Below are 13,066 nucleotides of genomic sequence, written 5' to 3' on the forward strand. Positions count from 1 at the left end.
AAGCATCTTCATCAATAAATACAAACAAAAAACTGTCTTATCTTTAATTACCCTTAATTGTAAACCCCATTTGTATGAATTTAAGCAGTACTAAAAGCCAACGTATTGTTTTCTTCCTGTGTTTGATCAATGCTTTTTTCTGGCTGATTGTGCAATGGGTTGATATTTATCAATGGAAAGTTGCAGGAGCTCTTTACGAGTTGCTGGCACTATTCATGCTCTTTCTGTTCGTTGTTTTGTTTATCATTACTGTTATTCAATGGGTGAAGCAGAATGCTTCGTTTCGATCACTTTCATTGCTAAGCCTGCTTGTGCTTTTTGCTACGTTCATCATTTTATGGATGAGAGAGTAAACAACTAAAACTTTTTTATGAAGATTCTCCTTTTCGGCGCTACCGGTCATCTTGGCAAAGCCATTGCTGCAGAAGCGTTGAAACAGGGTTATGTATTAACGGCGGTTGTACGCAACCAGCAAAAAGCAACAACATTAAAACAAACAATACAATGCGATACGATCATTGCTGATGTTACCCAACATACTTCCCTTGATCATATTTGTTCGGGCTTTGACATAGTAATCTCTGCATTAGGCAAATCTGTTTCCATTAACGATAACAGTAAGCCCGGCTTTATGGATGTTGACCTTACTGCCAATACGTACATACTTGCAGAAGCAATGAAAGCTACAGTAAAGAAATTCATTTATATTTCTGCTTATCATGCTGAACGATATCCGCAGCTTACCTATTTTCATGTTCACCAGCAATTTGCTGAACGTTTAATGCGCTCGGGTCTTGATTATACCATCATCAAACCTCCTGCTCTCTTCAGTGCTTTTATTGATCTGTTTGAATTAGCAGAAAAAGGAAGATTAATAAATATGGGTAAAGGAGACAAACTCACCAATCCTGTTTATGAAGGCGATGTTGCTGAAGCATGTATCAATGCAATTAAACAAGATGTAAGTACAATTGAAATTGGCGGACCAGAAATATTAAGCCGAAAACAAATCAACGAAATTATACAGGAAGTAATAGCACCAGGAAAAAAGATCAGAACCATTCCACTGGGTTTGGTTAAAAATATGTTGCCTCTCTTAAAACTATTCAATCGAAATCTGTTTGATAAACTTGCTTTTTTTGTAGAAGTAATGCAGCATGATACAATTGCACCCAAGCTAGGGCAACTGCAACTTAAAGAATATGTAGAACGAAAACGATAATCTATGTTCTCGTTCATTTCTCACTACAAATCAATTTCTACATATACCCCAAATAGGGTACAAGTGTAAAATAATTTCAAAAACACTTGCACCGTATTTTGGTTTTTATATTTTTATCCTGCTGTTTTCAGAGTAAGTAAAAACTTTATCATCATTACTCCGGAAATAATCTCAAGCGCTTCTTCAACCCAATTTCTGAAAAAGTAAACCACGTTACTACTTAATTGAACCCATGAGTTGTATTGTGTCTCAACAACACAACATGCATTACCATGCTGTTGATGTAATGCGATAACAATTGCTATTCCATTTCTGTGAACACCGTCTCATCCGCAGCCTTGAAACATATTTCTTTCATGGGTGATCGTTTCCTCCAAACGATTTGCCTGGATTTTTTGATCTAAAAAACAACCAACTATGAGGAAATTTCTACTTGTGTCTGCAGTGTTACTGTTTTCCCTGTTTGCTGCAGCGCAACAAAATCACTGGAACAGGGAAAGTGAAACCGCACTTCGAAAAGATGTGTTTGCAAAAAAACAACGTCCTTCAAACTTTCTTATTTTTCGTTTGCAGGAAAAAGCATTGGAAGCACAATTGCGGAATGCACCATCTGAAAAAACAATTTCTGCAAAAAAATCAGGTTTTTATTTAACCGTACCGGATGAAGAAGGGAACCCTGTTCAGTTTAGGGTAGTTGAAGCATCAGTGATGCAGGCTGGTCTTCAAAGTAAACACAGCCGTCTTCGCTCCTATCTTGGCACCGGTGTAAAAGATCCGGGCACAACCATTCGCTTTTCATTTACGACACAGGGATTTAATGGCGTAATTCTTTCTATTAACAAGCCTGCCTTGTACATCGAAAAAATTGAAAGAGGAAACAATCTTTACATTGTTGTATCACAAAAAGCATTGCCCGATTTGGGTAATTTTGAATGTACTACAACTAGCAATGCTGCAACAGGCATCAAATCAAAACTTCCTGTTTCAGGTTCAGCATTTGGCACATTAAATGCAAACACCGGAGAACTTCGTGTGTTTCGTTTAGCCTTTGCTGCACAAGGCGAATTTTCGCAGTGGTGCCTCGATGGTACCGAAGCAAACGATGCTGAACGTATTGAAAAAGTTTTAGCGGAGCAGGTATCTCAACTTACAATTGTAAACGGGCATGTTGAAAGAGATTTTGGTGTACGTATGGTGATGATCGATAATAATGAAGACATCATTTTTCTTGATCCAACCTCTGATCCGTTTACTTCCACCGACTCCGATGATTTTAATGCAGAAGCACAAACTGCCATTACCGATGAAATAGGATCGGATAATTTTGATGTGGGTCATCTTATCCGTCGCAGAAATGATGGATTCAGTGGTGGAAATGCCGGCGCTATTGGCAGTATTTGCCAAGATGATATTAAAGCAAGAGGTTATACAGGTCGTACAGACTGGAATGCAATTGGTGTGTATGATGAAATCATGTTAACACATGAGTTTGGTCACCAGTTTGGCGCCAACCATACGTTCACACATAAAGACGAAAGTCATGGTGCACAGATGGAGCCCGGAAGCGGCAGCACCATTATGAGCTATGGTGGCAACCAGGATTCTGAAGGATACCATGTAGTGCCCATCAGAGATCATTATTTTCATGCAATCAGTATTCAGCAGGTAACTGCATACTTAGCTGGTGTTACTTGCGGCACTACACAATCGGCAGGCAATAATGCACCAACCGCTTCTGCCGGAAATGATTTCACTATTCCTAAATCAACTCCCTTCCAATTAACAGGCAGCGGTTCGGATGCAGATGAAGATAACCTCACCTATGTCTGGGAACAAATGGACAATGTATTGGATGAAGATGATTTCCCATGGGAACCAAATCCTACACACACATTTGGACCTGAGTTCCGTTCAAGACCACCACTTACTTCTGCTGTACGCATATTCCCAATATTGGAAAATATTCTTGATGGCACAAACACCAACCGTTGGGAAAAACTTCCTTCTGTATCACGATCGCTCAACTTCCGTTTAACAGTGAGAGATAATCATCCGGGTGCAGGGCAAACCAATAGTGATAATATGGTGGTTACGATTGATGATGCATATGGACCTTTCACCGTTACAGCACCTAATAGTGCAGTAACCTGGTGCCCCGGTACACATACTGTAACCTGGGATGTGAACGGTAGTGATGCATTGGCAGCCAATGTAAAAATTTCGTTGTCAACCGATGGCGGACAAACATTCAGCACACTCGTTGCCAGTACAGCAAACGATGGATCGGCTGATGTTACGATTGCCTGTACTTACAGTAATACAGCACGTATAAAAGTAGAAGCGATTGATAATATCTTTTTCGACATCAGCAATACCAACTTTACAATTGGTGATAATCAACCGCCAACATTTACAGCGCCCGATGATATCACGATTGAAAAAGATGCAAACTGTAATTATGATGCTGCCATTGGTGTAACCGGCGATGTTACCAATGAAGCAGATAATTGCAGCACATCTCTTAATGCAACGTATACAGATGTGATCAAAGAAGGATCATGTGTTGGTGAAACGATCATTGAGCGTACATGGACTTTGATCGATGGATGTAATTTGAAAACAGAAAAAGTACAAACCATCACGATCAAAGATGTAACAGCACCAACATTCACTGTTCCTGCAGACATCACTATTTACAAAGATGATAATTGTGAACACAATGATGATCCGTCTGAAACAGGCAATGTAACAGATGCAGCCGATAATTGCGATCCAACGCCGGCTGTTACATATTCAGATGTAGATGCTCCAGGCAGTTGTATGGGCGAAGTGATTATTACACGTACATGGAAAGCAGAAGATGATTGTGGTAACAAAACAGAAAAAGTACAGATCATCACAGTGAAGGATACTACAGCCCCGACAATTTCAAACATCAGTGCGTCACCTGAATATTTATGGCCTCCAAATCATAAAATGGTACAGGTAACGATCAGTTATGATGTTGCTGATAATTGTTCAGATCAGGCACATATCACTAAACAACTTTCTATTGTAAGTAACGAACCGATCAATGGTTTGGGTGATGGTGATACTGAACCGATCGATTATGAAGTGGTGGGTACCGATGCGCATACTGTTAGACTTCGTGCTGAACGTGCAGGTAATGGCGATGGTCGTATCTATACCATTTACATTACGGCAACTGATGATTGCGGTAACAGTAAAACAGACAGTGCAAAAGTGTATGTGGTGCATAACATCACCGGTCCTTCATCGGGCAAACCATTTAAAATTGGCAGTACTGTAACAATGAATGGCGAGTTCTGGGATGTACCCGGTAAAACACACACAGCAAAATGGATATTGGATGAAAGTACAGTTGCAGCACCAACAGTTACTGAACCGGCTGGCAGCAGAAAAGGATTGGTAAGCGGCAGTTACAAATTCGCTGCAGCAGGTGTGTATAAAGTGAAGATGAGTATTACCGATCAGCATGGATTTAATTCATACGCAACAACCAATGGCGACCAGGAACAGATCATTGTTATTTATGATCCGGAAGGTGGTCACACATTTGGTGGCGGCTGGTACCAATCTCCTGCAGGTGCATTGAAGAGCGATGCCTCTGCAACAGGTAAAGCAACTTTTGGATTTGCAGCAAACTATTTCAAAAAATCAACCAATCCAAAGGGTGAAACTGAGTTTGTATTTAAAGTGGGTGATTTTGAATACAATGCTGTGAATTTTGAATACCTGTCGATCAACAATTCATTGGCACAGATAAAAGGCAATGGCCGCATTAAAGGATTACAAAGCGGAATCAGTTTTATCATGACTGTGCTTGATGGTGGTACTACAGGTGAAGACAAGATCAGGATGAAGATCTTCAACAAGAATACTGGTGAAGTATATTACGACAATCAACCGGGTGCAAGCGATGCAGATGCACCAGTGATGGCTGTTGGCGCCAACAGTACAGTTGTTGTTGCAGCACCAGGTAAACCTGTCAGAAGAGATGAAGACATTCCTGTAACAATTGCAGCAAGCAGACTTGATGCGAAACCAATGCCGAACCCAACCAACAATTATTTTACACTCTATGTAACAGGAAATGATGAAGAGAAAATTTCCGTAGCAGTCTTTGACCTGTATGGACGCATGATGGAAACACATTTAACAGGTAACGGCAGTTACATCCGCTTTGGAGAAAACTACAAAGCAGGAACATACTTTGTGAAAGTAATGCAGGGTGAGCTGAGCAAACAAGTGAAGCTTATCAAGATCAATTAGTGTAGCAGCAGTATTTGTAATAAAAAACGATGCCCGCTTTAAAGCGGGCATCGTTTTTTATATTGAAAAAAAATTAAAACCTTGGACAGTTTAATTTTTTCTTATTTGGATCAGTGTGTTTCTTTGTCCAGATAAGCGATACTTCCATACCACCTCTGCGTTGCGAAGCAGCTGACAAACGTGATGTATTGATATCGTATGAAGCACCAAAACGGTAGTTGCCAAATTCAATACCGATATACGGTATCACTGCATCGCCCCAACGAACAAACGCACCGGCATATACATCAGTAGGGCTGTCGAAATCACTGTTCACTGTATAACCAAGAGCTGCGCCAAAAATTGTTTCTGTAGCTCCGGCTTGCCGTTGGTGATTTGCACTTACAAACAAAGTAGTTGCATCCGCAATTGGAAAATATCCACCACCATGAAGAGTAAAGCGTGGGTTCATAATATATTCTGCTCCCATAAAACTTACTTTGGGACGGTTGATATGGTAAACAGAAGCTCCAACATAAAAATTATTATAATCATTGGTGGCTCCATTGTAAATAAACCCGGCATTCACATCAGCATAGTTGATATTCACAAAGCCACTGCTGCCAAAAACTTCAGCCGTATTACCTGTGAAACCAAGACTTGTTAACTCATCCTGGAAATCAAGTTTATTAATATCGAGTTTACGTTGCGCATAGGTTCCGCTGAAACCAACACCTATCTGGTGATAACCATCTTCATCAATACCTTTATGATAAGCAACTGAACCGGAGATGAAACTGTTTTTCATCACACCGTCGCCATTAATATCATACATACCCATTACACCCACGCCAAACTGATCGAACTCCGGAATGGTATTTCCAAGAATACCAAAATCGGCTGATGCAGTTGCAGTACGAAATGCATTATTGATCGTTGGCCATTGATTACGATAGTTACCTGCCACACGAACAAGTCCATTAAATTTACCGGTTAAGGCAGGGTTCAATGTTAAAGGCGAGGCGAAGAATTGGGAGAAATTAGGATCCTGTGCATAGGTTTGCAACACGATCAGCAATAATGGTAGTAGTATAAGTTTTCTCATCAGAGAGCGGTTATACAGCAAAGACGTCCTTGAACGATCTTAAGCTGCTTTGGTTTTTGTTATTGGTATAATTGGGTTTTCTATTTAGTTTTTCATAATACTCTTGTTGTTGAGCGATGATCTTCGGTTTTCGTTGCTTTTACATCTGCACTTTTGTTCCGTAAGCAAGATCACCTGCATCGCCTAAACCGGGCACAATATAACCTTTCGCCGTTAATTCATCATCTATTGCACCACACCAGATCTTTACTTTTGGTTCGGTGCGATGAACAAATTCAATACCCACGGTACAGGCTATGGCACAAACGATATGCATTTCCGCGGGCTGCCCCTCATCCCTCAGGTATTGCACTGTTTTTACCAGTGAGCTACCCGTTGCCAGCATTGGATCTGCAATGATCACCACCCTGTTTTCAAGGCTGGGGCAACTGATATAATCCAGGCTTATCTCAAAACTGCCATCACGATGATGTTTGCGATAGGCAGAAATGAACGCATTATCGGCCCTGTCGAAATAGTTCAACAATCCCTGATGTAACGGCAAACCTGCCCTTAATATTGTTGCTAAAACCGGTTGATCTTTCAAAACTTTAGATGGGGCACTACCCAAAGGGGTGGTAATTTCTTTTTCCTCCCATGGAAGAATTTTACTGATCTCGTAAGCTGCTATTTCCCCAATCCTTTCCAGGTTGCGGCGGAAACGCATACGGTCGGTCTGAATTTCGGTATCCCTCAACTCAGCCACCCAGTTACTTACCAATGAATGCTGCTCGCTTAAATTGATGACCATGTGCTGTAAAATTTATACTTGCGGCCGCTCATTTTCCAGCTTTCCGTTCATTAAACATTAATCCTGAACCAGCTGCCGTATTTTTACAAATCTAACAGATAAAATTGTGAACAGGATTGTTAGAAGAATAAATTCTACAACCGAAAATCAGACCATATATGATCTACCGGGCCTTGGGCGTTGCCAGTAATACCAGCACCCAATCTTTAGAACTTGTATTTGCCTCTTTTGAAGTGAGCGGGAAAAAATGGGATGTTGAAATAAGACAAACTGCATCCATTGCTTACCCCTCCGATCTACAACAACGTTTACACTCAGCCGCCATCAGTTCCGCAGTTGATTACCTGCAATTGCATGTAGATTACGGACATTGGATCGGGAATCAAATAAAACAATTCACTGATGAACATCATCTCGATTACCAAATACAATTGATCGGGTTGATGGGCCATACAGCCATTCATGCACCTGAAACAAAATTAAGTCATGCGTTGGGTGATGCAGCAGCGGTTGCGGCTATTACAGGTGTAAATGTGGTGAGTGATTTTCGTATGATCGATCTTGCCTTGAATGGCAAAGCCGATCCTGTATTTAAACTCGCTTCAACATTATTGACATTGCCAGAAGCCGTACAACACGATGCATTCTATGCGGCCTTCTTTGCATTGCTCCGCTGGCGTGAAGAAAACAATATGCTTGCTGCTGATACCGGTGCTTTGCGTGATAGTATTGGTGGTGCTGTTTGGGTGGGACAGGAATGGTGAAAGAAAAGTACGAAGTGAGAGGTACGATTTACGAACTACGCCAAGTCGGACGCCCTCGCCTGACGAATACCGCATATTACTTCATGTTTACCACAACTAATTAATACTGGATGAGTTTTCCCGTACTTCTAATTTCGTACCTCGTACTTGCATATTTCTTACAACCCCAGCATCGCTTTCAACTTAGGATAACCTGCACGGCTCACAGGAATTTTTGCGCCTGATCGTAATACTGCAAGATGATTTTCTTTTTCATACGGATCAATGCGGGTGATCTCCTGCAAACGGACAATATATGAACGATGTGTGCGTACAAATGAAGAGGCATTGAGTGTATCTTCAAAATAACCCATCGTTTGTTTCTTCAGAAAGCTACCTGCTGCTGTTACAATTTTCACGTAATCATCTGCCGCTTCCAGGTAATGAATATCCTGCACAGGAATAATAGTGATCTTGGTTCCGTTCTTTACAACAATACGTTCTGCCTGGGATGGATTTTTTGCTGCATCTTTCAACACCTGCTCAGTTGCAACAGCTGCTGATGTTTTATCCTGCTCCATCCAGCGTGCAATAGCTTTATCAAAACGTTGTTGTGAAAAAGGTTTCAGTAAATAATCCACTGCATTTTTTTCAAAGGCCTGCACAGCGAATTCATCAAATGCCGTAGTAAAAATTACAGCAGGCGGTTCTTCCAGTAATTCCAGCATTTCAAAGCCCGTGATCTTGGGCATTTGAATATCGAGAAAAATAAGATCAGGGCTGTATTGTTGAATGGCTTTCACTCCTTCAAATCCATTATTGCATTCTTCCACTACCTGTAATTGCGGATAAGACTGCAGATATTCAAGCAACATACTTCTTGCCAAGGGCTCATCATCAATTATTAAAACTTTATACTGCATAGTTGTTCATCATGTATCAAACATTCGTTGAAACGTCGGACACGATTGGTTGTGGTATGATCACTGTTGTACTAAAGATATTTTCTTTTACTGTTGTTTGCAGCAGATCGTTACGGCCAAACATCAAATATAACCTGCGTTGTACCGAGCTTAATCCAAAGCCTGTTCCCTTTTGTGCTGCGGCAGTTGAAGGATCGAATGGATTTTCAACTGTAATCACCAGTTGACCGGCTTCAGCTTTTGCCAGCAGGTAAATGCGTGAATCTTCTGTTGTATCATACAATCCAAACTTTATGGCGTTTTCTACCAACGGCTGTAAGAGCAAAGCAGGCAACTGCATTTTCCATGCATCGGTATCTAATTCCAGTTGTGTGCTTAAGCGATGTCCGAAACGCACTTTCTCAATATCAAGATATAATTGTAAGGAATGAATTTCATCTTCAAGTTTAATCCATTGCTGCTCTTCTTTGCGCAATGTGGTACGTAAAAAATCAGATAACTGCTGCACCATTTCTCTTGCTTCTGCAGGTCGTGCACCAATGAGCGCATTGATTGAATTAAGTGCATTGAATAAGAAATGAGGCTGCAATTGCTGACGCAATTTATACAACTCCGCTTCTTTACTCAATTGCTCTGCTTCTGTTTTTTTCTTTTCGGTTTCCGCACGCTCCTGCCAGTTGAAATAAGCGTAACCAACCAGGCTTATACATCCGTTGATCAAAAAGCCAATGGCAAAACGTATGGGCCATGTATTATTAACCAGCGACTGGTAATGCGCATTATTTTTATAAATAAGATCCAACAATTTATCAGATGCAAAGAACCATCCGGTTGTAAGCAGTATGATCCAGATAAAAAGATTCAACACATTGTTTGTGCGTGGTAAATAAAACCGGAAGATGGTAAACATCAGCATTGATACATAGATCAATAAACTGTTGCTGACAAGACTATCCGTTAACGCTTCAAACCAATTCAACCCCATCTGGTACAACGCCAGTTGATGCATACTGATCCAGATGAACCAACTGATGCAGAAGGGAATCATGAATTGCCGTGAACGAAAAGGTGAAATAGCCACTTACAGTTGTTTAGGATTGATAATTTGCTGCAATTCGTTTTGCTGCATCGGCTGAACGTAACTGCATACTATGAATAAATGAAGCTGCCTGTTCTTCTTCACTTATGCGTGAAAAAATTTCGGCACCATCTATTTCAGCAGCAAACGGATAAATATCTGTTACAGCAATCAATTTCCAGCAAACAGGTTGCTGTACATAATTGAGAAACGATTGTTCTTCCTGCTTTCCAATATGTTCAGCTTTTTTTACTGCCGTTATTGGGTCGGCCGCTTGTATCAATCGCAGCTGTTCTTCAAACTGTGCAGTATGTGTTCCATCGCCACAGATGATCTGAAAAACTATTTTAGTAAGATACCAGTTCATGATTGCAGTGAGTTGTGATAAAGGTTAATGGCCAATGATTTTCAGTACGATCAGATCGATTTAATATCAATTCCACCAAACATCACAAAACCTTCGATCACCAGAATCTTATCAGTGCTTACACCAGCAGGACGTTGACGTTTATCCTCAATGGCACCAAAGATGGCAACCACTTCACTGCGTATTTGCCAATGAGCAGGTACAAATAAGGTAGTGCCTCCAAACACATTTACCACTTCAAGTTTTATCGTTCCGGCAAAGTCAGCATGTGTAAGATTAATTTCAGAACCACCAAAGATGGCAACTGATTCTCCTCCTTTAAAATTTTTCGAGTACACATTCTTTTTCACTGCACCAAACACAACAGCTGCATCAATTATATCTTCTTCCTCAACTGAAGATGTAGAAAAGCTATCTGTTGAAGAAGAAAAAGTTTCTGCTAAACTGTCGTCCCGTTCGTTTCCAATAGACACTTTGCTTCTGCGAAACAAAAAGCTTAATCCTATTGCGATGAGAATAGCAGGTGCAATAAAGTTGCGCAAATTCCAATCAGGCACCATTTTCAACACAAGAAAAAAACCACCAAGTCCCATTAATATAAGCCAGTTAACGCCCTTGAACTCTTCCTTAACAGCTACAATAAACCCAACAACAATCAGGATCATTGGCCATGAAAATAAAAAATCAGGCAGAGAAAGATCGAGATTACGGAGCAGGATAATAACACCAACTGCCAGTATAATAAGACCGATCCATTTTTCATTTGATTTTTTTGTTGCTGATCCCATACAATTGCTTGTCATTTTTATGAATTTAGAACAAAACTATCGTCTCATCAAACCGTGGTCAACAGTTAGTAGAGGAGCCTGCAGTAAAAGTCGGTGAATGGCGGAATCCTGTCGGTAAGCTGCGAAGCAAATGATCATCTGATCGGTAAAACTGATGCTTGACATCCTTCCTTTCATTTTCTATATTGTGGTATGCCCGACATCATACAGCAACATCCATCAATAGAAAGTGAGCCGTCAACTGCTCATACTCATACATTGAGCGCAAATGACAAAGCATTGTTCAATGAATTAAAAGAACAGCTCCGTGAACAGTTCAGAACAACCTTTCCTGATAAGCTGGCGCCACGAACGGTGGTGGTTATTCCAAGTCTTACACTGGACCACACCATTCTTTCAAAAGTTAAAGGGCATGTTTTTTATGAAGAACGTTTGCTTTGCCTGCTCATGTTGTTACGTATGCCACGCACACGGGTAATTTATGTAACAAGCGTACCCATTGATCCGGCAATCATTGATTACTACCTACACCTGTTGCCGGGCATTACGGGTTATCATGCAAGACAGCGACTGATCCTGTTGAGTTGTTTTGACGCTTCTTCCACACCACTCACTGAAAAAATTCTGCAACGACCGAGATTGATTGAACGTATCAAACAGTTGATCGACCCAACTTCACCTGCACATATTACCTGTTTTAACGTAACGGAACACGAACAGTCACTTGCCTTACAATTACAAATTCCATTGTATGGTTGCGATCCGGAACTGAATTATTTAGGAACAAAAAGTGCAAGTAGAAAATTATTCAAATCATTAAACATACTTACACCCGATGGATTTGAAGATGTAAAAGATAAAGAAGAAGTGATCGATTGTCTTACATCACTCAAACAACAAAAACCAGCATTAAGAAAAGCTGTGGTGAAAATGAATGATGGTTTCTCAGGTGAAGGCAATGCTGTGTTCTCGTATGAAGGTGCACCAGCAGGTGATTCATTACGAAGCTGGATAGCTGAACATCTTGATCAGCAATTAAAAATTGTTGCTGCCAAACTTAGCAGTGAAATGTTCTTTAATAAGTTTGAGCAGATGGAAGGCATTGTAGAAGAATTCCTGGAAGCTGAGATCATTACATCACCATCCGTACAATGTTTGATTGACCCGTCAGGGAATGCATCAGTATTATCAACACACGATCAAATGCTGGGCGGTGAAAATAACCAGATCTTTTTAGGCGCAACATTTCCTGCTGATAAAATTTATGCAAAAGAAATCGGTCGTTTAGGATTTGTTATTGCAGAAGGCTTAAAGGAAAAAGGTGTGCTTGGTCGTTTTGCAGTTGATTTTATGAGTGCAAAAGTGGGCAATGAATTTAAACATTATGCCATTGAGATCAATTTACGGAAAGGTGGCACAACACATCCCTACTTAATGTTACAGTTTTTAACCGAAGGTGACTATGATCCTGAAAAAGGTGAATACTTTATGCCCGATGGAAAGAAGCGATACTATTTTGCTACTGATAACCTGCAACGGGATTGTTATAAGGGATTAACACCGCATGATTTGATTGATATCGCCATGTTAAATGATCTTCATTACAGCAATGCACAGGAAGAGGGCGTGATGTTTCACCTGATCAGTGCGCTCTCTCAGTTCGGAAAAGTTGGATTGGTTTCTATTGGCCGCACACCTGAACGGGCAGTCGAGTATTATAAAAAAGTAGTGGAAGTCTTAAATAAAGAGTGTGAATGAGATTAATTCATTCACACTCT

Annotated in this window: 11 protein-coding genes; 5 read left to right on the forward strand and 6 right to left on the reverse strand. The window is 40.6% G+C overall.

Going from position 1 to position 13,066, the window contains the following annotated elements; genetic code table 11:
- Window positions 1-74: 74 nt before the first annotated feature.
- From VK159_RS17145 to VK159_RS17155, 3 genes are all read left to right on the forward strand, one after another.
- Entirely contained in the window at window positions 75-353 is a 279-nt protein-coding gene (locus VK159_RS17145) for a hypothetical protein (protein ID WP_324231392.1), read from the forward strand.
- Between the two features lie 17 nt (window positions 354-370).
- Window positions 371-1,222 carry an SDR family oxidoreductase gene (locus VK159_RS17150; RefSeq protein ID WP_324231393.1) on the forward strand — a complete coding sequence of 284 codons (852 nt, stop codon included), beginning with the start codon at window positions 371-373 and terminating at the stop codon, window positions 1,220-1,222.
- 417 nt (window positions 1,223-1,639) lie between these two features.
- Window positions 1,640-5,515 (forward strand): zinc-dependent metalloprotease, encoded by a 3,876-nt coding sequence (locus tag VK159_RS17155; RefSeq protein WP_324231394.1) that lies wholly within the window; start codon window positions 1,640-1,642, stop codon window positions 5,513-5,515.
- A 73-nt stretch (window positions 5,516-5,588) separates the two neighbouring features.
- Here the strand turns inward: VK159_RS17155 and VK159_RS17160 are convergent, their stop codons facing one another.
- The gene (locus VK159_RS17160) at window positions 5,589-6,599 is read right to left on the reverse strand and encodes a PorP/SprF family type IX secretion system membrane protein (RefSeq protein WP_324231395.1); all 1,011 of its coding nucleotides are present in this window, start codon (window positions 6,597-6,599) and stop codon (window positions 5,589-5,591) included.
- Between the two features lie 139 nt (window positions 6,600-6,738).
- A complete protein-coding gene (gene upp / locus VK159_RS17165; protein WP_324231396.1) occupies window positions 6,739-7,389 on the reverse strand; it encodes a uracil phosphoribosyltransferase in 651 nt (216 codons plus the stop codon).
- Window positions 7,390-7,547: 158 nt separating this feature from the next.
- On the opposite strand from upp, the gene VK159_RS17170 reads away from it, so the two are divergent.
- Window positions 7,548-8,153: an anhydro-N-acetylmuramic acid kinase gene (locus tag VK159_RS17170; protein WP_324231397.1), complete on the forward strand. Its 606-nt coding sequence runs from the start codon at window positions 7,548-7,550 to the stop codon at window positions 8,151-8,153.
- A gap of 158 nt (window positions 8,154-8,311) precedes the next feature.
- Here VK159_RS17170 and VK159_RS17175 read toward each other — a convergent pair whose 3' ends face one another.
- Genes VK159_RS17175 through VK159_RS17190 form a run of 4 tightly spaced genes read right to left on the reverse strand, consistent with a single transcriptional unit; the run spans window position 8,312 to window position 11,288 of the window.
- Entirely contained in the window at window positions 8,312-9,055 is a 744-nt protein-coding gene (locus VK159_RS17175) for a LytR/AlgR family response regulator transcription factor (protein WP_324231398.1), read from the reverse strand.
- Between the two features lie 16 nt (window positions 9,056-9,071).
- Window positions 9,072-10,103 carry a sensor histidine kinase gene (locus VK159_RS17180; protein WP_324231399.1) on the reverse strand — a complete coding sequence of 344 codons (1,032 nt, stop codon included), beginning with the start codon at window positions 10,101-10,103 and terminating at the stop codon, window positions 9,072-9,074.
- Between the two features lie 43 nt (window positions 10,104-10,146).
- Entirely contained in the window at window positions 10,147-10,500 is a 354-nt protein-coding gene (locus VK159_RS17185) for a DUF4288 domain-containing protein (protein WP_324231400.1), read from the reverse strand.
- A gap of 50 nt (window positions 10,501-10,550) precedes the next feature.
- Window positions 10,551-11,288 (reverse strand): LiaF transmembrane domain-containing protein, encoded by a 738-nt coding sequence (locus tag VK159_RS17190; protein ID WP_324231401.1) that lies wholly within the window; start codon window positions 11,286-11,288, stop codon window positions 10,551-10,553.
- A 192-nt stretch (window positions 11,289-11,480) separates the two neighbouring features.
- Here VK159_RS17190 and VK159_RS17195 point away from each other — a divergent pair, with 192 nt between their 5' ends.
- The gene (locus VK159_RS17195; RefSeq protein ID WP_324231402.1) at window positions 11,481-13,046 is read left to right on the forward strand and encodes a peptide ligase PGM1-related protein; all 1,566 of its coding nucleotides are present in this window, start codon (window positions 11,481-11,483) and stop codon (window positions 13,044-13,046) included.
- Window positions 13,047-13,066 lie beyond the last annotated feature (20 nt).

This window comes from Lacibacter sp., from assembly GCF_035299325.1.
Lineage (GTDB): Bacteria > Bacteroidota > Bacteroidia > Chitinophagales > Chitinophagaceae > Lacibacter.